The sequence below is a fragment of the Halalkaliarchaeum sp. AArc-GB genome (assembly GCF_031432225.1).
GTDB lineage: Archaea > Halobacteriota > Halobacteria > Halobacteriales > Haloferacaceae > Halalkaliarchaeum.
This window is the reverse complement of record NZ_JAVKGM010000010.1, coordinates 1-22,823: the sequence shown is the minus strand read 5'-3', so window position 1 is coordinate 22,823 and position 22,823 is coordinate 1. Positions and strand designations below refer to the sequence as shown.

The following is a 22,823-nucleotide window of genomic DNA, read 5'->3' as shown; positions in this document are numbered from 1 at the left end:
TCCACCTCCTCTGTAGGAGTCAAACGACTACGCCTCTCCATCGTTTGATCCCTCCGTGTAGGAGTCTCGAAGCTCGATCCCGACGTAACAGCGCTGGGTCTTCCCGTCCAACCACTTCTTGTCGCGCTCGAAACCAACGTGCTCGCGAAGTGCCTGCGTAAATCGGGATTTCGGTTTCACGTCGTACTCTCCGGCTGACGCAAACTGTTCATAGGCATCGTAGACGTCGCCGACCGGGACGATCCCGTCGTCACACTCGACAAGAGCATCGTGAACGAATGTACTGAGACCGAACGGATCGTCCTCTTCGTCTTCCCCTGCCGAGGGTTCTCCGTTGGCTGATTGATCGGGTTCCGCTCCAGCAGGATAGAGCTCGCCGTTCTGAACCCCCTCCACGAGTTCGGTACAGCTCTCGATCGTCTCTTCCGTCGGATCGTAGAGCTGGAGGTCAGGATCCTGACCGTCCTCGGTGACGATTCCAATTGCGTACGAGCTGTCCGTGTAGTCCGGAACAGGTAGGTCTGTCGTCGGAACGAAAGGTCGCTTGATAGGTACCCACTCGGCCTCAAACGCGTCCTTTGAATCGTAGGTGGCGGGCAGTTCACCTGGTTGGAATACCGTGTACGTCCCTGCCGACTCGTCGTAACTGTAGGTTGCTGGGAACTGATCTTTGGAGACGGTCTCGAAGTCTGTGACCCGGACGTGGATCTCCCCAGTGCTATCTTCGAGGGCGAATTCATCCGACTGTTTAACCCAGCGGGTCTGTCGGCTGTTGTCTGTGGCTCGACGTGCGGCAGTCACACCATCTGACGCGCTGGCACCACCGTTGAAGGTGATGTGCTCCGTCGTTGTGTACAGCCGCGTCTTACCAGACTTGAGTCGATTGACGGGCTCCTCAAGGATGTTGGAAACCCGTCGGGCGAGGTCACGCCCGTCTACATCGTCATCCCGTCCGTCAACGACGAAGAGCGGGATCTTCTCTGCGGCCTGTGCTTTCCGAAGGTTGGCCAGTACCTTCGCCGGACGCGTGTGTGTCGTCGTTTCGATTTCGATCGTGAAGCTGGGGTCGACGTCGGGATGGGTCGCTAAGCCATCCGGACGATCTCTCCCGTCCTGATCCAAGACCTGCACCGAAAAGCCGAGCTCGCCCAGCAACTCCTCGACGGCAAACAACAGTCGATCGTGGCTCTCGCCACCACCAGTCGGCGAGTCGGTATCGGGTGTCGCGGCCTCTTCGCCCGCTGGGGTCAGTTGACAAACGACTTCGGCGGTCTCGGCGTCCAGATCTACCTCGATCAACGGTGAGCGCTCCCTGATGTCTGGGAAGGCTTCGACAGTGTGATCCTCGAGCTTTTCCTCATCGAGTCGAGCTAGGAGTTCGTCATCGACTGCTGAGACGGTCACCCAACCGTTCTCGTCGCGAACGCCGGCGTTAATCTGGACCGTCCGGATCGCTTGTGCAATGGCGACATCGAGTGGTTGGTCGTCGTCGGCCTCGGTCGCCACGGCCGGGGTGTGTTCTGGTGTCGACGTCGTCGAGTCCGATGCTACTCCGTAGCTGTCCCGTGTTCGTTCGTGAATCGCGTCGAGGGTCGTCTGGAAGTCCGTTTCCTCCCGTTCCGAGAGTGAATACTCGCTTTCCAGATGCCCCGGTGGAATCGGGAGTGGAGCGAGACTGAACGGTTCCGGACCGGTTTCACCGAACGTCGGGCTCGGGAGCCGGGTGATCCATTCACCGCGGGGAAGAGACCGAATGCGGTTCGCGAACGCTTCCGGATCCATATCCTCGTGGGCCATCACGCGAGCGATCTCCTGGTCGACGTGAATCTTTCCGACGATTGGACTGCCGACGTCATTCAACACGTTGAGGTAGACCTTCCGGTTACCTTCCGTTTCGAGCTGTTCTGGGAACTGTAGCGAGAGGCCGACCGAGAGTTGAAAGCTTCTGCCCTTCTCCAGCAGTGTATTCATTATGTCTGAGACGACGACACTGGAGGCCTCGTCGACGAGTAGATTCACAACGTAGTCATCGGGCTTCTGCTCGATGTCCTGTTTGCGCTGTTTGAGTGCGTCGTAGAGCATCGTCATGATCAGCCCGGTCATCACCTTTGCAGCGTCGTCGCGCAGATCGCCGAGTTCGAAGAGGATAACCATCCGGTCATCAAGCAATTCTCGGAAGTCGAACTGCGGATCCGTGTTATTGAAAATATGGCGTAAGTGCTCGTCCTGAGAGATGTAGTCGAAGCGGTTGCTCACACCACCCATTATCGTTGCGAACGTATTGGGATCGAGCTGGAGCTGTCGGTGAATTTTCTGGGCGACCTGCGGGTTCCTGGACCGGGGAGCAGCTCCTTCATCGACCTCTGGTGGACCTGCCTGCCAGAGTTGATCGAGGATGTGTTCGAGCTGATTGTGGCTGAAGTAGTTGACGCTCTCACGATAGAGGCCATTTTCGAGGCCGTATTCCTCGTCGTAGAGGATTTTGATGATGTACTTGATCAAGTTCGGCGCGACGACCGCCTGCTCGTAGCGCTCTTCGCCCATGACCATCTTGATGATGGTCTCATAGTGGTCGGCTTTGTCCTGTACTGCGTCGACACGATTGACGCCACTCCTCAGAGAGGGTTCGATGTTGAAAAACGCGAAGCCGGGGAGGATTTCGGGGATCGGAAAATGCAGGACGTTCTCCTCGAGGTCAGTCGTCCCAAACCGGCGAGCGTGGGCCCGCATATAGTTCTGACACATCCCATCGCCCTTCGGATCGATAATGATGATTGGGCCATCGGTGGAGTCGTACAGGGACAGGGCATCGTTGATGCTGGCTTTCGATTTCCCGGCACCAGTCGTTCCGAACCGTGCAAAATGTGTGGTCAGCAGCGACGGCGGGACGCAGGTCGGCTCATCTTCGGGTTCACCGGTTTCATCGAGCGCATAGCCGATAGTCATCCCGTTCCGAAACTCGTCCATTAGGTCGGGATGTGGGCGAGGGAGTGGATTTCGCGAGCGCTGTTCCGATCGGGTGCCACGACCCCCTTCGACGGTTAATTCCTCTGAGGAGGGGACAACGACAACATTGGCCAGCTCGTCGGCGTTGAAGACGAGATCCGGCTTTCGCTTCCCCCGGCCTGTGACGATCTCGGAGTCTCGAACATGCTGTAAGAGACGCCGAGCCCGTTTCTGCTTCGTTGCTTGGCGGAACCCCTTCGCTCTGATACGCTCGCTGTCAAGCCCATAAAACGGTCCATCGAGCGGATCGAGCGCTCGACTGAGTTGGTCGAGCCGTCGATCGAGGGACTCGAAAGTCCCTTCCATCGGGAGTGCAACCGCTCGAACATTAACGGTGAACGTCCGTTTGGGGTGTTTGGCTTCGATCCGATCGAAGCGATTGGTCGCTGCGCTTCCGACCTGGTAGTTGCGGTCGTCATCCGGCCGGTTCTCCATCTCGAACATCGGTCCGAGATACCGCTGTGCGAAGGTATCGCGACCTTCCATCAGGTCTTCTTTACGAAGTGCCGCATCGTCCGACCAGTCGGATTTCCGCTGCCAGACGACCTGGAACGCAATGGGATGCTCCGCTTCGGTCAGATGGTCGATCAACACCGCGATCGGCTGTTGTTCAGCATCGTACTCGTTCGGATCTGGGTCGCGTTTAGCGTACGGTTTGATCGTCGTCATCCAGTCCCGCTTGCGCTCTGCCTGTCCGTACCACTGCACCCCGACCGGTTCCAGATCGTCAATCGTCGGCCGAGCGAATACCGTTCCACGTTCCGTCTCTGTGGGTCGATCGAGTGTCGTTAGGGGATCATCTATAGGGATTCGCTCCGGGGGATGGGGTGTGAATACCCCATCCTCGAGTTCGATAGCCTCGCTCTGTGGCGACCACGCTTCTTCAGTGTCGAAGTCGGCTACTGCATCACCTCCATCTGTCCGCTCTGAGGTGTGCCCCTCCCGTGAGTCATCGCTGACTCCAACGGGTGAGAGGTCCTCGGTATCTGGTTGATAGAGTAACTGTCCACGTTCGAGTCGGTCTTGGAACGCTTCCCGCGAAAATTCCATCGGAGGAATGAGCTTCTTTGTGAGTGTGAGATCGACGCGCTCGATGTCGAAGGTGTCGGGATAGATCGTCTTCAGCTGCTTTTCAAGCGTGTCCAGATGCATCGGCTGATCGATACCGTAGTAGAATTCGACAGGTTCGTCCGTCCCCTCGCTTATCGCGACGAACTCGAATGTGGGCGGAGATGTATCGACTAGTGGATTTACTCGGTTCGCTAGCTTCGACGTCGCCGGGTTGGACAGTTTGTGCAGACTTTCGAACGCCGCAGGGAGGTTCTCTTTCCGAAGACGCTCGGAGGTCGGCGTGACTCGCACGTACTCCGTCATTGCGACTCTGCCTCCGGATCGCCGCCGTCGGTTTCCGTGGCCAACGACTGCGTGCGCTCATGCTGTTGCCCGTTTTGTTGAAGGTCGGGAATTGGCTCAGCGCCTGGTGTGCTTGCTTCCCCCTGATGTTGGGAACCTGAAGCACCGGGGAGGTCCTGAGATGACTGTTCCGTCGCGTCGAAGTCGATGACCTGCTTTTCCTTCTCCAGAGCTCGAACTTCGATTCCACGCCATTCACCATCGATCCCGACGAGTGCCTCGGAGTAGCCTGCTCGTTCGTTCCCCGGGACAGCGTCCTGGACGAAGCGCATTTGCGCCGAATTGAGCCCAAACTCGTTCGCCCAGTGTTCGTCCATTCCGTCGAGATGATGGAACTGCTTGATGGCGCACTGATCGAGGATTGCCTCCGCCTCCGGGTGCTGGAAGAACTCGTCGACGGTCTGCGTCAGCAATCGGATCGAAAGATCGTGGTGGCGGTGATGTCTGAACACCGTTTCGAGGAACTCTAGATTCGCGGCTTCTTGGAGAACGTACCGTGCCTCGTCGATCACAAACACGACCTCGTCGACCTCCTTGGCCCGCTCATATACCAGCGTGATCAGCAGCTGCATCACGAGGCTGGTGCTGTCACCAAGACTGCCCTCTTGCTGGGCGAGATCGAGGTAGATGATCTTCTCGTCGCGAATGTCGAACTCCGTTCCGCGTCCGAGATTCTCATAGCGGCCATCCTCCGCGAAGGGTCGAAGCTGGTCGATCAACCAGGTGGCATCTGTCTGGATCTTTCCGGACTCCTCGTCGGTTCGCACGACGAATTCGTCTGGCTCGTCGACCATCTCCTCGAGGATATCGAGGACGTCCCGCATCGTCGGGCTCTCGTTGTGATGCGTCGCGATGTCGTCGGTGATTCCGTTGCGAGCGTACGCCGTTTCGATGGCGTTTTCGAGCGTGGTTCGTTTGTCGCCGAGTCGAATGCCTCGGAGGGCGAAGTAGTTCGACAGGAAGCTCATCACGCTGTCGAGCTTTTCTCGATACGGACTGGCGTCTTCCCCCATCGCCCGCTGGACGTGCTCAGGCGTGGGCTTGATTTCGAGCGGATTCAACCCCATATTCCCGCCGACCGTGATGCGTTTCGCGCCCAGCGCCTCGGAGACACCAGTCCAGTTGTTCAGTGGTTCCAGGATGATACCGATACGATCCTTGCTCTGCTCGATCGATCGGATGAAGTTCTGTTTTGCACCGAAACTCTTGCCCGAACCGGGATCTCCGATCGTGAACATCGCGTAGCCGTTCTCCCGAGCGTACGGGTCGATGACGACCGGGCTATCGTTTCGCCAGTGAACGCCGAACTCGACGCCCTCGTCCTCGAGGATGGTCGCGTTGTGCGGCGACGCCAGAACGGCTCCGACGGCGTCGCCCAGCGCGATCGCCTCCCGTCCGAAGGGATTGGGACCGACTGGTGCAGCGGCCTGAATGGCGAGGTCTTGTTTGCAGATTGCGGTTTTCGGCGAGAGACCGGCCGGTTGCTCGCGAAGCCGACTGCGGACGGTACGGACGGACTCCCGAAGCTCGTCCTTAGTGTCTGCCCGTACCGTAATGAACATCCCCTGATCGAACACGCGACTTCCGTTCTCGACGGCCGTGTAGGTCGCGACGGCTTCGTTAGCCCGCCCTTGCAGGTACGCGCCACGAACGCTATTTTCGAGATCCGCATCGACCTGAAGGTCGTCAGCAACCCGCTGGAGCTCATCACGAGCCTGCTGCTGATTCTTGGGCGTGATATGGATCGTGAGATCGAACTCGACGTCGGTTAGCTCGAACAGTTCGTTCAAGTAGCCGTCCTTTGGATAATCTGGATAATCTGCGATATACAACGTCGAGGTCCACTGTTCCCCGACACGGGCGGCCCGGGTCTCCCACTCGACAGCAGCCGGTGCGATCACGCTTTTGTGTCGCTCGGCGAGATCATCGAGGAGTTCCCGCTCGGTTTCACCATCTGCCAGCGTCTCATCGTCGAGGAGTTCCGATAGATCGACCTCTTCTTCGGTGTCTCGAAGGCGGTCACGATAGAACTTCACGCCGAGAATAACGAGTATCAGGACTACGACGCCCACTATCGCGGCGTGGGTCGCGGTGAGATCACCAGTAGACGACGGGATGTTCAGACTCTGTAGCGGAAGGCCGACTTCCGTACTATGCATCGTCATCCCTCCGTTCGTGGCTCATAACTGGTTGTTCGCGGATGGCGTTGGCTGCGTCGTCGTACTCATGTTCCTCGCCGTTCCAGAAGTCCATCGTGAGCAGGAACAACTCGACAGTACTCAGACGTCGAGCCGACCAGCCGGGAGCCTTCTGTACGAGTTCGCTCTGGACGGCTCGACATCGCTGATCGAGTTTCTCGAACATTTTTGCCCGAAGTTCGGCGTCACGGAGACTCTCACGCCTCGCGACGAAGGGATTGAACAGGAATCCGATGACCGGAAGGGTGGTCAGCTTCTCTGCGGGTGAATGTTCGTCTCGATACCGGTTGTAGACGTCCATCGGCGTCACCTGCACGCCAATGAAGTAGCGAATCTGCTGGGTTCCCTCGAGTTCTCGTGGCCGTTGTTCTCGATATTCCGTGAGCAGCTCCTGGAAGACGGGGTTGTTCGCGACGTCTTCGTCTCCGAGTCGCGTATCGATCTGCGTGAGCAAGTCCTCTACCGGAAATGAACGGGTTGTGGCGTGGAACTTCAGACTGTAATCGAGTTCCGTGTTCGCGAACTCGCCGGCGACCTCCTGAACGTGGGCCCAGTCACCCGACATGGCGAAATCCATGTTTCCCGGGTCGACCTCGAGGAACGCCTCCATGGTACGGTCCGTCCGCTGAATCGTCCCGGCTCCGGGCCAAGCTCGTTCGATGTTCGTGAGGTCCTGTGTTCGTTCGTCCGGCGTGAAGGGGGTATAGTTGATGAGACCTCCCTCGTTGCGCGTCGTATCGGTCGCTTCGTCGGTTGTGGCGTGGTCGGGAGCGCTATAGGTAAATCGAGGCCGTTTACAGTAGTAGCGATAGACGTCCGCGAGCCACGTGGATGCTGCGAGATGGGACGGGCTCGCGTATACGGCCGCCACACCGAGGATGATCCCCGTAAGAACGAACGGGAGGACGAGTGTATCGCTCCCGACGAGGCCTGCGAGGAGCAGCCCTGCGATCGGGAAGCCGAACAACACGTAGACGTCGCCCTCGTCGACGTTAACGATGGGGATGCGGTTTTCTTCGCCCAGTTCGTCCATAATCCGTCGCGAAGCTGCTTCGTTGTCTGGTGCCATGGTCAGTAGTATCCGGGATCGTTTTCGGTGCGTCTGTATTGCGGTACACCCTGCTGGCCGTACGCATCGGTCACGACGTTATCATGGGTCGTTCCACTGCCACCTACTCTGTTGCTCCCACCTCCACCGCTGTTTCCGGCTCCTCCGTCGCCTCGGTATGTAGGGCCTCCCCAGTGGTTTCCGAGACGTTGGGCGGCTGCGTGCCCTGCAGCTGCCTTTGGCCCCCATCGTGCTGCCGTCGCAGCGATGGAGGGCCCTGCGACGTAGGCAGCGCCAGCGATCGCCCCAACACCGACTGCAGCCTTGGTGGTCCCTCCGATGAGCTTTGCAGTGACGGGGCTCGCGTACTTGAACAGCTTCCAGATAATGATCAACGAGAGGACAGGGAGTGAGGCAGCCACAAGATAGCTCAGGAACGCACTATCGGGAGCGACGGCCGACTCGGTTCCGTTGGAAAACAGGAGTTCATACCCCTTGAAGAAAATCGCAACCGGAAGTGGCAGAATGGCAAGCGGGACGAACTTCATGCAAACAGCTTTGGCAACACGAGATACTACCGGAATCCCGCCAAAGGCTACTGCAAGACCGATCGGCATCGCATACAAGTAGACGTACAGAAGAATTTCGCGGATGAAGAATAACGCTTGGAGAGCCCACATCGCAAATCCACCGATGGCGGCCATCAGTAGTGCGAGAGCAGGGTTTGTTACTGAAACCTCGAGAAAGTCAATCATCGCCCCCATGAGGACCTCGATCTCGGGGACTAGGGCGATCGTGAATCCATTCACTAGATATAGCGAGAGAACGGCGGCCCAATACCATACTACGATCAGGAACGCTCCGGTCCATGCACTCCGGCGCGTTTTCCGAGCTTCATAGGAACTCCCGATATCAAAAATACGGACGGTGTGACGGCCCTGAACGCAGATCAAGAGTAGAAGCAGAGCTAACAGCATAATCTCCCCGCCGACTAGAGATTCATACAATGCCACCCAAGGCTCGTTCTCAGGACGTCCAAAAACGAAGGTATCACTGGTTTCCGGGACTGGCGTCCCAAACAAGCTCTCTGTGATTTCTCTGTAACCGTCACTCAGACCAGTCTGGAACCACTCAATAAGCGTCTCGACCGCATCCTCGAACCATTGACGTCCGAAATCGACGAGATCCATTACTGGGTCACCTCGACTTCGATATCACACTCGACTAAATCTTCTCCACTATACGCGACTGAGTACTGTTGTGATGGATTGGGATCTTGAATAGCCGTTCTGATCACCACCTCGAACTCTCCTCGCTCCGTATCAGGTGAGCAGGACACGTTGTCACTCGCTGGATTAAACGGAGTAGAGTGACTGTATATCGTGACTGATCCTCCAGGTGGCAACCCGATCTGGTCGGCGTGTCCACCGAGGTCACTCTCCGTATCGTAGATCCCGCTCTCATCGTAATCATCTGGAGTTGGCCTAGGAACATCTCCACTGAACACGAGTCCGGAAGCAGTATCCGGACCACTGCCCGTGTTCTCGAGCGTGAGGATTACCTCCGTCTGAATAGTTCTCTCGCTGGAACCGTCATACATTTCATCAGGATGGTTTCTCCCGAGCAACAGTCCCGTAATCTGAGTATCTGGCCGTATCTCGATCGTTGACGATGACTGCTCCGTTCCTTCTGAAGATCCAATCACTTCGTATTCCCCAGGAACGTAATCGACTCCGAGTTCGACTGTTTCTCGGCTAACGCCCGTGGCTAATTCACGCTCGACGAATAGTTCCCCATCGGGTTGCACAACCGTCACCGCATCGAACGGGTGGTTCTCCTCGAATTCAAGGATGATCTCCGTTCCCTCGACTGTGACTCGTTCGAACCCCTCCGTGTCTTCCGGCTCTTCGTTACTCTCTTCGAATGCTGCGCAGCCACCGAGGCTAGCGACAGAGCTGGCAACGATACCTCCGAGGACTTTTCGTCTGGTTACGGTGTTGATTCTCGTCATAGGTGTTGATCCTCCGGAATTCGCAGGAATGAGCCAAGTTTGAGGCCCGCATACAGTGCTACCACGAACGGAATCGAGAATCGGACAACGTCGACTATCAGCGTCAGCCACCCGCTTATCGTCGACAGCGGATGCCATCCGACACTCGCACGATCTCCAACGTACGCAGGGTCGTGTGTTCGCCACGATCCCGGATGATATTCTGCAGTGTAGCTTCCCGGTGTGCGGATCGTAACGATCGCGACGCCCGAGGCGTTGGTTTCGACTCGCTGGTCACCGATCGTGATGTAACCGGAACGCTGTTCATGTCCGATTGGGGCAACACGCGGATGGTCTTCGAACGGGTTCTCAAGGGCGATTGGGGTACCGGTCTCGGCATCGCGGAGTTCGATACGGAGCGTTGCTTCTGTCTCGTTCTCTTCGACGGTTTCGACGGTGAGGTTGCTCTCACGGATTTCTCGCTCGGTTCCGCCATCGGGCTCGATGATATCTGCCGATTCACCGCGGACGATCCCCTGAACTTCGAGATGATCCCGGTCGATCTCGTCGTACCGAACGGCAAGCCCGTATGAGCGGACGTACGGCTCGTCGACGATTCCGATTTCGACGTTTTCGTGCACCGTTGGTGCTGGTGATTCGCTTTCGAATCCCCACACTTCGCGGATCTCTGGGCCGTCGCGAATCGGTTCAGCCCTAGGCCCAACTTCGGACGGGAATGCCCGCGTATACACTGGAAGCGCGTCGGAATGGACGACCTCCTCATCTGTCCGATTCGAGTGGACGAGATAATCCCAATCTGTGTCGCGAGCGGTGTAGTACCGCCAGACGCCTCGGACGGTTGCATCCCCGTCTTCAGTAAGTACGTAGCCATGCCACGGTTGCGTCTGATGGATAGCAACACCGGAATCGCCGTCCGGATATTCCGCGTGGTAGATGTACGCGGTGAGGTTGTAGACGTCGACATCGAGTGTTTGTGAGACGGTTACGCTATCTGTCGGATACTCGTATCGTGTCCGGGTTTCGTTGCCAACTTGTTCAGTAATCTCCTTCTCCAGTTCGACCTCGATCTCAGCTTCGAAGGTTAGTGTGGATGAGCCTGCGCCAGCGAGTTCGTAGTCGAAGAGAGGAGTATGCTGGCCGTCCTGCTCGGCGATCACGTCTCCGTCTTGTTTCACCCGGACCTCACTCACTTCGTGGTCGACAACCGACCACTCGACTGATTGATTGGATTCCGACTCATCATCTGGTACCGCAACGCGGTAATCGACGAAACCGCGGAGCTCGCCGTCCGGTGCGAGGTACAGCGACGTTTCCTCGTCATCGAGGTGAACCATCGTGGACGGCTGCACAGCGAAGATAGTCGCATGAGCGTCCTTGATGAACACCGAATCATTCAGCTCCGCGTTATCTGGGTATACAGACGTCTCACTGTCACCCGCCTCGAGAGATTCGAAATCGTAGGCTGTCCAGTGTTCGGCTGTCTCAGGTGGCTCTTTGAACGTGATATCGGTGCAGTTGCCGAGGGCGTGCATGGACGTCCGCTCCTCACCATACCGTTCTTCGTACTCTGCATCGGTCAGGCACTCGTTGGGAGCTTTTGACCAGAGCGTCGCCGTCTCGTTTTCGCTGAGACCGCTGTCGTCACTTCCGGGGCGTGGCGGATGATCGGCGCTGGCAACGCTTACAAGACCTCCCACGAGGACGGTGAGAGCGAGCGCGAGGCCAAGTGTCGAGCGGCGCATGGTTGATGTGACGAGTGAAGCGGAAGGTTCACCGATTACCAGGGAACTAGGTCAACACATTCGGCGAGTGGAAGCCCCATCACGGAGCCAGCGACGGTGTACAAGGGGCCGAGTACGAGCAGGACGACGGTGGATTTGAGGGCCGTTCGCTTGTGTCGCTTGAATCCCTTCTTTTGCTCGGGGCTCATCGTGAACATCTCGGCAAGGGAATCGGCCTGCCAGACGACGACAAGTCCGACGATCCCGAGAGCCGTCGTGATCTGGAAGAAGCCAGAGATCATGTCCGGCAGTCCCTCAGCATCACAGACGACTCCATCCTGAGCCAGAGCGGGCTCGACAGCGATGATGCTCAGCACGATCACTGCAGTGACCGTCTGGCGAATGGCTGGTCGATTAAAGGTCGATTCAGTGGTCTCTGGTGGATCGTTGTCGCTCATTGGTGCGTCTCGTTTTGGGGTGTTTCGCTGCGTTCCGTGGTCGATGTCTCGGGTACGTTTCCATCAGGAGTCCCAGCAGTATCGTCGACGAGTGCTTGGAGGTCGCTCAATCGGTTTGTTTCCTCGGCGACGTCTTCGAACGAGTACCCCTGCTCCTGTGCACGTTCAAGGAGATCCCGAAATTCGTGGGGATCAATGTCACGAACAGCCATCTCCTCGCGAAGCGCCTGCCGGTACAGTGCGGAGGCGTTGATGTAGTCAAACCACTCCAGGAACAGCTGATCGATTTCCTCGATGGTGACCTGCCGGGTTTTCATGTGTCTGCACGTGGATTTGTGATGATTGAATCCCGGTTCATAGCATACACTTGCCGAATACCTTCGGGAGGTGTGTTATACTCACCCGTGATTACACTGTCAAACGGTGTGAACAGTCACGAAGATAACATCGAAACCCCTAACCAGAGGATGTCCTCCCTCAGAGGGAATATTTTACTTTGAAGGTGGTCAATTCGCGGTATGGTGAAGGTTCGATTTGGAGATGTATCGACGTTATACTGGCAGGTGAATCGGGCAAAAGACGCAGGGCGATCTCCGCCTGTTGACACTATCAAAAACGCTCTTCGACAGCGAGAAATAACCACATTTCTCGATCAGTACAATGAGGTTGATCTCAGTCTATATGGGTCAGACCCGTTCTGCACGCAAGATGAACTTGATGCGCTTCTTGAACAGTGGACTGTTGCTGAAGCAAAAGATCTCTCCTTATCTAGCGATGCAAACGGGCTTGATTATCTTGCGTCTGTGATCGTGGAGGTGCTAAAAGGCGGAAATTGGAAGGAGAAGAACGGTCGGAGTGTCGATGTCCGAGATCTAGTGATGGACGCACCGGTATAGATTATAGAATATACCCTCAAGATAGGTTCTATAGAGCACCATTATCGAATCACCAGTATTACGGACTCTCTTCGGATCTTTCTGTGTCCCCGCTAAACTCGTCGAGTTCCGTCTGAGACTCCGAAACCATGTCTGATTCAGAGCTTTCCTGGTTATTTTTTCTTTTGGTTCGCTCATATATCCAATGTGCAGAAATGAGGGTTGTAACAGCTTTCCAAACTTCTAAAACTACGCTGTAAATGAAATTCGTTCTCCTGATTGCTTTTCCACCGGCAGCCCTTCTATAATTTTCAACAGCAGGGCCTGGAAACGTTTCAATAGCCTTATGAGGTAAATCAGTAACACGTCTGTTCATCAAATCATCGGGGTTCACTCCCTCACTAAGTACTGCTCCAGAGACGAAGCAAGATTGAAATTCATCGTATTGGATATTTCTCATATCAGCTTCACCAAAATAGGCGAATGCAACCATAGCACCTCGCAGATCTGCCCAACGTAAATTACTGTTCTCAAAATCAGCGGCGTTCAGTCGAGCATTTGTTAGATCTGCCCCTTCCAACTTTGCGCCCACAAAACTAGAGTGATCAAACATCGCACCGCCCAAATCTGCCCCAGAGAGGTTTGCTTCTTCAAAATCAGCATACATAAACGACCATCCGGAGAGATCTCTCTCCGCGAAATTAAGTCCGGAGAAGTCGGGGAATCGTAAGTCGGTGCCATTTATAGCTTTCTGTGCTTCGATAAGCTCTCCCACTGTTTTCTTTTCAGAGGGAGTGTGCCAGATACAGTAATTGGACTGACCATCGGCTTCTTCAGTACACGCCCAAGTTTCAGTTCGGTACCTGTCTACTTTGAAACTGGTTTCGAATTCACAGATGGTCATCTCAGTACTTAACAAGATATGACTCGTTCACGCGTAATCAATCAGTGGTAAATATCTCGTAGGTTGTACGACCGATTCAAAGACGCCTTAGGTGTCGATATATAGTCTAACAACGATTAATTCGTAGCGGAATCCCCTCTTTAGATCGGGTTGTAACGCGGGGCTCAAGATCGATTTTTTTCCTCCCATCCCATTCAAATTGGAATTTCTGCCCGATCGTCGCGAGCACCAATTTAGCTTCTAAGAGAGCGAATTCTCGACCGATACAGGTTCGACGTCCACCACCAAAGGGAGCGTACGCGAAGTCGTGGAGTTCCTCTTCAAACTCGTTGGTCCATCGCTCGGGGCGGAATTCTAGTGGATCCTCGTAGAACTGCTCATCCCGATGGACGTGGATAATTGACAGGTGGATCTCATGTCCCTCCGGAACTCGATACCCGCCGACTTCGACATCGGTCATTGTCTGACGGGGGATTGTATGAATCGGTGGGTAGAGGCGCAGTGCCTCAGTGATTATCCGATCCGTGAACTCCAAGTTCTGGAGATTGTCGTAGGTAGGTCGCTCTCCATCAAGAACCGTGTCCAGTTCCTCTTGGAATTGCTCTCGGATGTCTGATTGTGTCGCGAGCACGTACCAGGTGAACGCGAGGGCAGCAGCGGTCGTCTCGTGCCCCGCAAAAACCATCGTGATCAACTGATCTTCAATTTCCTCAGTTGTGAATTGCGGTCCATCTTCCCTATTACGAGCTTGTTGGAGCTGTGTCAGCAGATCTGGCGTAGTCGAGGAAGTTGCTGTCTGTTCAGGGATTGATTGTACGTTCGATCCGCTTGGCTCGTTAATAGATGGGGAAACTCCTGTCTGGTCGCTTCCTTCCTCGAGTAGCCTTCGAACCTCCTGGCGGAGACGCTTCGTTGATTGGTCGAACCGGCGCCGGGCAGGTGTTGGTACCCACGGTGGCAGAATCCATGAAGACGGTGTGAACCATTCGTTGAGTCCGTCGGCAGCGTCACGGAGATCTTGATCCTCCCCAGGAACCAATGCACGACCGAACAGTGTGGAAAAGAGAATCTCGAGAGTGAGGTTCTTCATCTCCGGCTCCAGATCCAGTGTTTCTCCCTCCTTCCACGTCTCGAGGCGTCGCTCAGTACATGCGACCATTTGATCCGTGTAGCCCTTGATTTGCTTGCGGTAGAACAGCGGTTGCAGCATCTCACGCTGGTGACTCCACTGCTGTCCCTCAACCGAAAGGAGGCCGTTGCCGAATGCCCGCTGATAGTCCTCAGTCTTCCCGAACGCGTCGATGTCGGAAACGAGAACACGGTCAAAATAATCCGGGTGGGCAAAGACAAATACATCGTCAACTGCCGGGAGGTCCATCCGATAGATGTCGCCACACTCCGACGTGGCACGCTCCACAAACTCAAACGGATCGCGAGCGAACTGCACGGCGTTTTTGAGAACCGGATACCCGGATGGCGCTGGTGGTAGTTTGGAACTCACGATAGTCGGTCTTTGTGGGAATACCTGTAAAAAGTACCGTCGCAAGGAACGAACTATTTGTGATTTTGAATGAGATGCGTGTATCCAATCAGTTCGTTTCGATACCAGATTTGTGCGATATATTCATAGCATTGGGAACGATAGCTTATCAAATGGGTGAGATTGAGTGACACACCCCGGACTTGTGGCCAAAAACCCGCTTACGGACGAACAGATTGTCGTCCGTGAATTCATCAGTGATCTTACTGGCTCTACCTCTCTGGATGTGCTTCGTTCACTCGACGAGGCACCCATGACGGCGTCGACCATCGCAGACTCCAGCCAAACCACTCGACAGACTGCATCGAGACATCTCGCTCAACTCACGGACTGGGGGCTAACGAAATCGGCTGTTACTGGCGGATATGAACTTACAGCAGGTGGAAAAATTGTTCTCGAAGCCTTCGAAGCGTGTCCTGATGGTCTCGATCGCGAGCCACTCACCCAGCTAACTCGGTCAAAACACACCATCCCGCTCTTACAAACGCTTTCGGAACAGCCTAGCCGCCCAAGCGAGCTAACAAGTACAGCTGACGGGTCTCCCTCACGTGCCACTGTTCGGAGAGCATTGCGAATGTTTGAGGCTGAAGGGTGGTGTGAAGAGGCAGACGGTAAGCACAGACTCACGTCCACCGGTGAGCATACATTAGAACGGTACGAGGAACTGGCCGAGACAATCGAGCAGGTGCTGGAGAAAGCACCCTGGTTTCAACGACTCAGTCCAATTAGAACAGATATCCCAGTTCGGGCCCTTGCTGATGCAGAGCTGTATGTCTCCTCACCCCACTCACCTGGGATCGTCCTCGCAACGGCTCTCAAACTCTGCGACCCGCGGCTTGACAACTTCCGCGTGTTGACGTCAATCTTCAACCCGACACTCTTTAGCGCATACGATAAACTGCTCAAACTGGGTCTCAAGGGCGAAGCAATCGTCGATTCCTCGCTCTACGAGCGACTCCATGAAGAAGAAATGGAGTACTTCCTAGATGATTCAAACTACGGCAACTTTCAGATTTTTAGTCTCGAAGAGCCACTGACGCTCGGTATTGGGATCTACGATGGGAAGCAGATCGCGATTGGCGCGTACAATGATACCGGAGAGGGAGAACATATCGCGATGATCCTCAGCTCAAACGAGGCTGTAGTCAAATGGGGAGAGGATCTCTATGACTACTATCGTAAACGGGCCCGGGATCCTACAGAGATCAAGGCATAGTGTGAATGGGAACCACCTCGCTTCCCAGACATACCAAGAAGAGAAGTATCGACTATTCCTTGTAGGAATGGGTTCGTTGGCAGGGTAAAATCTAAGCGTCTAGCCAATCGAATGAAGATATATTGCCATGGTACTTCGCGGAGTCCTCGCAGGGTATCTCCTGGGATCTGCGTACAAGCGTCGATCGCTCCGACGCAATGCACTCCGTGACTCCGGTACGGATACGTATAATCTAAAATCGGGCTATCCTGAGCCCATTCCTATCCACTTGGATACTGATGGCCAAATCCAGTATTCGATGGAGGTCTTGGACGGGCCACCTGTAGACTGTGTGCTGATGGACGATCGGAACTTTGCGTACTATACGGACGGGTTCGATTGCGAATGCTACGAGCGAGGAACCGTGTACTGTGCGAAAGCTGCGGAGATCTCCTTTCAACTCCCCGCAGGACAATATACGCTGCTGGTTCGACAAGCCCCCGAAGCGAGTGAAGAGACCACTACACCAGGCGACTCCCGTGTGGAGTTTGCATACAGTATCGACGCCACATAACGATGCAAGAGATCCACCGCAAACCAGTGCCCTCTCGACTCGCTCAAACCACCGAGTTTCTCGTTTATTTGTTGGCGATCATCGGTGGCGTCGTCTTTATCGCCGGCGCCAGCTACGTCTTCATCCCCACGATGATGTGGGCTGTTGTACCGTTCTCCTTCGGCCTATACGCTCTCTATCGGATCCACACGATCATAGACATCGTAGGAGGAGCAGATAGGTCCAGACCAAGCGTTCTCGAACAACCGGTGACGAGAGTACTGTTCGGCAGTATAATCGCCGCTGCTGTAGGCGCTGGTCTCACAATAACGGGAACGCCTGCGATCGGCTTCCCGATAGTGCTCGTGGCGTTTCCGGTTGTCTTCCTCGCCTTTGGAATCAAACTCGAGTGGGTAGCACGACGGGGGGGCCGTCGATCACTGCTCGTGTGGGATCTCCTCGGTCGAGGATCACTCCTTGCTTTTGGAGTCTGGATTACCCTCGAAATGGTCCTCGTTATTGGTGGTGAAGGCGCCCTTGGGATTCCGACGTCCGTAAGCAATATTTTGGCTGTAGTTGGTATTGCGGTTCCACTGCTCTACCTGTTGTTGGAACGCCCGGTTGTCCGTAGACTGCTTCTGCAGATTGACCTCAAGCCAATCGGAAGCATCGTCACACTGGTACCGGTGCTCGAATACTGGACGCCGCTAGAACCATTGGAGGGGGAGTCCTGGCGTCGCGTAACAACACCCGACGATGCACCCTCCGTTAGTGACAAACCTTCGAACCGCCGATACAGCGCAAACCGGTAGATTGGCTGTAACAGGTGTTTGATCTGTATTAGGTAGAATCCTGTATAACCGAAGACGCAATTCGGTCGAATGTGAGTGCTGCTCCAGAGCGACTTCTGCCGGACGGTGATAACAATCCCTCGGCATAGATAGAACAGCTTCATCGTTTAACCAACATCCATCTCCCACTAATTCCAGAATGTTGGTTAATTCTGTATGAGGTGATGGATTCCTGTCTAAGAGCATACTGAACAGAAAACCACAGCTTCTCAATATGCCTGCAGACCGCTACAGATCCCGTGGCTGGACCGTCTTTCGATCGTTCGCTTCAGCTCGCTGAGCGGCGTCCTCGAGCAGTTCGGAAACTTCCTCGTTGAGGGCGTCATAGAAATCCGCCGATACGTTCTGTTCCGATAGTGCATCCTTCACCGCTGCTTTGACAATCAGGTCAGACATTTCATTTCCAAGTTCTCCTGTCCTCCACATAAAGGTTCTAAGTTCCTCACACAGAATTATGGCTATCACTTTTAAGACACGCGTTGGACACCAGGGAGAACTTATTCAACCCAGTAGAAACAGAGAAACGGACGAATGTACGATCTGACAGGCTTCCAGCGTGATATCTTGTACGTGATCATCGGCCTCGAGGAGCCGCACGGGCTTGCAGTAAAGGCCGAGCTCGACGATTATTACGAACAGGAAATCAACCATGGCCGGCTCTATCCAAACCTCGACGATCTCGTCGACAAAGGACTCCTCAAGAAGGGTGAACTCGATAAACGAACGAATATGTATACGGTCACCCAGCGTGGACGACGCGAAATCGAGGCGCGGCGTGAGTGGGAGAGCCAATATATTGAGAACATCAAAGTATCCACTACGTCGTAGAACCGAGTCAGTAGATCCCGGTATAAAAACAGGACTGCTTTACCTACTCCCCCACGAGTTCACATTACGATGGCTCGGCTCGTCTTCTATCATCACCCGCAGGCCGAAAATTTCTCGCTCAAATTTAGCTCGGCATCAGTTACAGAGCTCCGATCTCAGCAAGAGCAATCCGACGAGTCGACGAAGCTGATCGGGTACCCCTTTGATACACCGGTCTATGTGCTCTACGAAGGTGATTCGGAGATCGAATCAGCACATGATATCGACTTCGATAAGGAGTGGCTAAGTGAACGTATTAGTGACCTTCCTCGCGCTGGGCAAGTTGTAGCATTCCGGTTAGTAGAGTTGCTCGAAGCCGCAGTAGAGGTTCGAGAAGCGGATGAGTTCCGTCTGTACAAGGAGTTCGAACCGCTAAAGATCCAACAGGCACTCGATCACGTGTCATGGGGAGCACCACTTCCAAACGTCGCTGGTGAAGTAATGTCGAATTTGATTCTCCGGCATTCGCTGCCGAATGCGAATCATCGAACTGGCATCGCAATGCTTCAATTCTGCATCGAGAGTGTGGAACTGGATTTTGAGATGCCACGAACGCACGTCGACGACGATACCTGGCGAGAGTGGGTTGATCCCTACATCGTCGATTCCAAGCGGCTTATTACTGTTCGTCGGAACAACCTCCGATTCAAGCAGCTCGAAGAGCTGGACGTCGACCTCGTCGAACGGAAAGATGGGATCCAAATCCGATTAGCCGAGTTCGAGCTGGATATGCACTGGCGAGATGCCCTCTCGGAGTACGCTAGGCAGCACGAATCGCACTGTACGGACTTCGCTCAGGCAGTCCTCAAACGTGCAGAGCGGGACGATCTACTCGACCGTCAAGGACCAACGAAACAAGAGTTCATCACGTATCTGGAGGACGGACTCGTCGAACGGGACTTCAGAGAAATGTTCTGATCAGTCGCGAAGCTCGGCGACCGACTGACCGACCTCACGGACGTGTTCACTTCGCTCGAGGTCAAGTTCCTCGGCGAGGTAGTCAACCGTCTCTTCGAGGCTCATATTGGAAGAAAGCCGGGCGAGCGGTATAAACCTAGTGCTGATCTCTGTTACGCTACCTCAATTCAGCTTCCGAGAGAGTATTGAAACCCATTCTGCGAAACCTATAGTTAGGCGTCAGAGATAGCCTTACAAGTCGGTGTACCGATTACGATTGGCCATCCTCCAAGCGTGATGTCATTTGGACGTAGCAACGACAGTCCTTCTGCTCGGAATTCCTGTTCTTTCTCGAATCCGATTGTTCCGCCATTAACTCGATAGGTGAGACGATCAGTCCTATCGATTGCCCCTTGAATTTCCTGGCTTGAATTCCCGTCTAGGCTATGATACAGATTTTTCGCAGATAGAATATCTGCATCGCCGGTCCGCTCATGATTAACCGGAATCACTTCTTCTAAAGGCCGATCATTGCCACTCCGATTTGCAGTCTCTACATCCGTCGTGACAAGGGGGATTGGTCCATCGGAGTCGACGAGGTCTTCTAACGCAGGCCAAGAGAGCACCGGGTTTTCCATTAAGACGCCAGCTTGGCTGTCATACACAGTTTCGTAGTCTTCTCCATCTTCGTCTCTGTCTTTGAATCCACGTAACGTAGACCAGAAAATCCCGTAGCGGGTAGGAGCGAGGATCACAAAGCAGGGCCGGTGAATCTCGAGGTTTGAGTTGTGGCGCTCCTCTAATGTATCTCGCAGAGCCTCAGATAGCTCCCAAGAGGATTGTAGATCGCTCTGAAGATTCTCTACCCCGGTTCCATACCAAGAGAAATCCTTGCAGATGGCTGTGTAATAGAGGCTCCCCGGTTCTGTGCTGACATCGATCATTTGGGATGCCCGAGTCAGTCGATCCAGTATCTGAGCCGGAGATTCGTAACCCTCTGTAGGAAAATGGACAACGACTCCTTCATCACCACGAAGGGGATCATATGTCATCGGAGCATGATAGGGGACAATACTCCCATAGCCACCTAGGGACGTTGGTCTATCCTCAAGAGGACTGTTTCCCATAACAATTCATAATTGTTCCCGTGTCGGTTGTATACCTTTGGGAGTATGTGAATTCGCCTGATAGCAAATCTGACAAGGGATCGTATTCACACCAAGAGGCAGAGGTTGGATCGTCACTTTTCGATATCCTTTGGTTCTGGCTACCTCAAGGAGGCCAATATGAAGAAACTCGATTTGGAGAACCCGTTGGCAGACTTATGGCGTCGCAATTTCGCATTTGGCTACTGGGATAACCGAATCAAGAAACTCAACCCCTACAATCGCTACGACGGGATGGACTCGCTCTATATTCTAGCTCAATTATCCGATCTATATGCCCACCTGTTCGCGGTGAATGCTCGGAATCCAGAGCAACCCTGGATGATGGTGAAAGAGGACACCTATACACGGGATATCGCCAGTGTCCTTGATGAGCTTACAGTTGAGATTGATGACGGCGAGATGGTGTCAGTTAGCCGCTTAGCGGAGGAGCCGGAAGATCTAATTGAGTTTGAGCAGGTCATCGATGAAATAGATGCAACAGACCAGGAGATGATCGCACGAGAGTTCTTAGGATGTTCCGCAGTCTACGACGAGGAAACAAATGAATTAGACTTCGTTGAAGATCCCGACCTACATATCGCAGCTGCGAATGCCGCCCTCAATTTTTGGCGAGGATTCCGACCGCTACTGAATGATTTGAAGCACGGTTTTCGCGTTCTACCAGTCACGACCTCGGATATTGAGTGGCTCTGGAAAGAGGGGCTTTTCGGACAGTTGGATACCGAGGTTGAAGACCTAATAGACGACATGAAAGCTGTACAACAGGATCAATGGGGCTTCTTTTTCCTTAGACTCCAAACAGAATCGCTGGGGAACCGACATTACGACGCTGAGTTAAATCTCTATTATGTGAATAGCGAGGTGTGTAAGCAGATGTCTGAAGTGATTTTGAATCTCGTCTACAACCTGATTATGGGACGAGAAGGCGGACAAACTATAGCGGAACCGATGTCAGAGGCAATAGAGCAGTCTAGTTCTACTGATGTCTACTCAATCCAAACCTTAGAGCATCTAATTACGATGAGTCTTCAAGTAGAAGAGCCAATGTAGCTGCCCATATCGGTATATGACACTAATGTATAGTATTCGTTTCCAGAGATAGTCTACCCGACCATCCTACCTTGCTCATGGATATAGTCCAAGAGGCGACGATACAGATCGGCACAACTTGTAGAAGTATCGCGGTGGGGAGCGATTGAGGAGAGTGTATCCCAATCACCAACTAATACGAGTCGCTTCTTTGCACGAGTGAGTGCAACGTTCAATCTACGAGGCCCCTCATTTGGAAACGCCAAGAACCCAGAGTTGTTCCGATCATTACTCACCGTAAAAGAGACGATGATTACCTCTCGTTGACCTCCTTGGAAGGAGTCGATGGTTTGCACCTTGATTTTCTCTGCTGTATCTGCATCAAATTCTGAAGCCAGCTCACTCTCTACGAGACCTTTCTGACCAGTATATGGCGTGATCACTCCAACGTCACTTGCATCAACTCCGGCGTTCAGTGATCTCTGAACTTGTGCAACGACTACCTCCGCCTCGGATGGATTTTCACGTGAATTCCCTTGATCAGATTCCGGGTTGGAGATATTTATTCCAACTAGCGGTTGTAACCCGGAGATAGTCGCCGATCTGTTCGGTTCACCATGGAGCAAAAGTCCATCGTAGAACTCCTTATTAGAGAAATTGGCGATAGATTCGTGCATTCGGTATTGCCTTCTAAGTGTGGTTTTCGCATCGTCTCCGAATCGGTCCAATATATGCTCAAACAATGACGGATAGAACGCTTCATCTGACGCGGTTTCAGCAGAATGGTACGGCGGGAGCTGCTTATGGTCGCCAGCCAACACGAACTTTGATCCAAGCTGAAATGGGACTGCAGTTGCCGGGATACTCGCCTGCGTTGCCTCATCAACCACAATCAAGCTAAATCGGGCCAGATCAAGTCGATCTGCGCTGTTGGTCGTCGTTGCAACAATTTGAGCCCGGTCCGTCTTTTCATCTTCATAGTGGGTGGAAACAACTCGAGACGTGATTTGGTCTCGCCGGCCGATTCGTGCCATTCGGTATCCTTCTGCTTGGATTATCCCGTGGAGGGACTCCTCGTCAGGGTCATC

General features: G+C 54.1%; 19 protein-coding genes. 6 read left to right on the top strand and 13 right to left on the bottom strand.

The genetic code is table 11. The annotated features are described in order from the left end of the window. Window positions 1-27: 27 nt before the first annotated feature. From RH858_RS10465 to RH858_RS10430, 8 genes are read right to left on the bottom strand one after another with little or no spacing between them, the layout of a single operon-like run. The gene (locus tag RH858_RS10465) at window positions 28-4,380 is read right to left on the bottom strand and encodes a primase-like DNA-binding domain-containing protein (RefSeq protein WP_310561780.1); all 4,353 of its coding nucleotides are present in this window, start codon (window positions 4,378-4,380) and stop codon (window positions 28-30) included. Next, window positions 4,377-6,578, bottom strand: coding sequence for a transferase (locus RH858_RS10460; protein ID WP_255479224.1), 2,202 nt, complete (start codon window positions 6,576-6,578; stop codon window positions 4,377-4,379). Before RH858_RS10460 ends, RH858_RS10465 begins: the two co-directional genes overlap by 4 nt. Next, a complete protein-coding gene (locus tag RH858_RS10455; RefSeq protein WP_181692611.1) occupies window positions 6,571-7,686 on the bottom strand; it encodes a hypothetical protein in 1,116 nt (371 codons plus the stop codon). Before RH858_RS10455 ends, RH858_RS10460 begins: the two co-directional genes overlap by 8 nt. Window positions 7,687-7,688: 2 nt before the next feature. Beyond that, window positions 7,689-8,855, bottom strand: a complete 1,167-nt coding sequence (locus tag RH858_RS10450; protein ID WP_310561779.1) for a hypothetical protein — start codon at window positions 8,853-8,855, stop codon at window positions 7,689-7,691. Then, on the bottom strand, window positions 8,855-9,676 hold the full coding sequence (locus tag RH858_RS10445) for a hypothetical protein (RefSeq protein ID WP_310561778.1): 822 nt from the start codon (window positions 9,674-9,676) through the stop codon (window positions 8,855-8,857). Before RH858_RS10445 ends, RH858_RS10450 begins: the two co-directional genes overlap by 1 nt. After that, window positions 9,673-11,418, bottom strand: coding sequence for a hypothetical protein (locus RH858_RS10440; protein WP_310561777.1), 1,746 nt, complete (start codon window positions 11,416-11,418; stop codon window positions 9,673-9,675). Before RH858_RS10440 ends, RH858_RS10445 begins: the two co-directional genes overlap by 4 nt. 35 nt (window positions 11,419-11,453) lie before the next feature. Next, window positions 11,454-11,855, bottom strand: coding sequence for a hypothetical protein (locus RH858_RS10435; RefSeq protein WP_220132518.1), 402 nt, complete (start codon window positions 11,853-11,855; stop codon window positions 11,454-11,456). Then, a complete protein-coding gene (locus RH858_RS10430; protein ID WP_310561776.1) occupies window positions 11,852-12,172 on the bottom strand; it encodes a hypothetical protein in 321 nt (106 codons plus the stop codon). The genes RH858_RS10435 and RH858_RS10430 overlap by 4 nt, the downstream gene beginning before the upstream one ends. Window positions 12,173-12,373: 201 nt before the next feature. Here RH858_RS10430 and RH858_RS10425 point away from each other — a divergent pair, with 201 nt between their 5' ends. Then, window positions 12,374-12,751: a hypothetical protein gene (locus tag RH858_RS10425; protein WP_310561775.1), complete on the top strand. Its 378-nt coding sequence runs from the start codon at window positions 12,374-12,376 to the stop codon at window positions 12,749-12,751. A gap of 58 nt (window positions 12,752-12,809) precedes the next feature. Here the strand turns inward: RH858_RS10425 and RH858_RS10420 are convergent, their stop codons facing one another. Both RH858_RS10420 and RH858_RS10415 read right to left on the bottom strand, forming a co-directional pair. Continuing rightward, window positions 12,810-13,634 carry a pentapeptide repeat-containing protein gene (locus RH858_RS10420; protein WP_310561774.1) on the bottom strand — a complete coding sequence of 275 codons (825 nt, stop codon included), beginning with the start codon at window positions 13,632-13,634 and terminating at the stop codon, window positions 12,810-12,812. Window positions 13,635-13,740: 106 nt separating this feature from the next. Continuing rightward, window positions 13,741-15,135 (bottom strand): cytochrome P450, encoded by a 1,395-nt coding sequence (locus RH858_RS10415; RefSeq protein WP_310561773.1) that lies wholly within the window; start codon window positions 15,133-15,135, stop codon window positions 13,741-13,743. 613 nt (window positions 15,136-15,748) lie between these two features. Here RH858_RS10415 and RH858_RS10410 point away from each other — a divergent pair. Further along, the gene (locus tag RH858_RS10410; protein ID WP_310561772.1) at window positions 15,749-16,390 is read left to right on the top strand and encodes a transcriptional regulator FilR1 domain-containing protein; all 642 of its coding nucleotides are present in this window, start codon (window positions 15,749-15,751) and stop codon (window positions 16,388-16,390) included. 555 nt (window positions 16,391-16,945) lie between these two features. Then, on the top strand, window positions 16,946-17,734 hold the full coding sequence (locus tag RH858_RS10405; protein ID WP_310561771.1) for a hypothetical protein: 789 nt from the start codon (window positions 16,946-16,948) through the stop codon (window positions 17,732-17,734). Window positions 17,735-18,001: 267 nt separating this feature from the next. On the opposite strand, the gene RH858_RS10400 is transcribed toward RH858_RS10405, so the two are convergent. Beyond that, complete coding sequence (locus RH858_RS10400; protein WP_181692619.1) at window positions 18,002-18,169, bottom strand: DUF1931 domain-containing protein; 168 nt, start codon at window positions 18,167-18,169, stop codon at window positions 18,002-18,004. A 135-nt stretch (window positions 18,170-18,304) separates the two neighbouring features. Here RH858_RS10400 and RH858_RS10395 point away from each other — a divergent pair, with 135 nt between their 5' ends. Beyond that, window positions 18,305-18,601, top strand: coding sequence for a PadR family transcriptional regulator (locus RH858_RS10395; protein WP_310561770.1), 297 nt, complete (start codon window positions 18,305-18,307; stop codon window positions 18,599-18,601). A gap of 69 nt (window positions 18,602-18,670) precedes the next feature. After that, window positions 18,671-19,558 (top strand): hypothetical protein, encoded by an 888-nt coding sequence (locus RH858_RS10390; protein ID WP_310561769.1) that lies wholly within the window; start codon window positions 18,671-18,673, stop codon window positions 19,556-19,558. Window positions 19,559-19,770: 212 nt separating this feature from the next. On the opposite strand, the gene RH858_RS10385 is transcribed toward RH858_RS10390, so the two are convergent. Further along, window positions 19,771-20,481 (bottom strand): hypothetical protein, encoded by a 711-nt coding sequence (locus RH858_RS10385; RefSeq protein ID WP_310561768.1) that lies wholly within the window; start codon window positions 20,479-20,481, stop codon window positions 19,771-19,773. Between the two features lie 342 nt (window positions 20,482-20,823). Between RH858_RS10385 and RH858_RS10380 the strand changes: the two genes are divergently transcribed. Then, a complete protein-coding gene (locus tag RH858_RS10380) occupies window positions 20,824-21,756 on the top strand; it encodes a hypothetical protein (RefSeq protein WP_310561767.1) in 933 nt (310 codons plus the stop codon). 53 nt (window positions 21,757-21,809) lie between these two features. Here the strand turns inward: RH858_RS10380 and RH858_RS10375 are convergent. After that, the coding region (locus RH858_RS10375) for a DEAD/DEAH box helicase (RefSeq protein WP_310561766.1) at window positions 21,810-22,823 on the bottom strand (1,014 nt) is incomplete at its 5' end.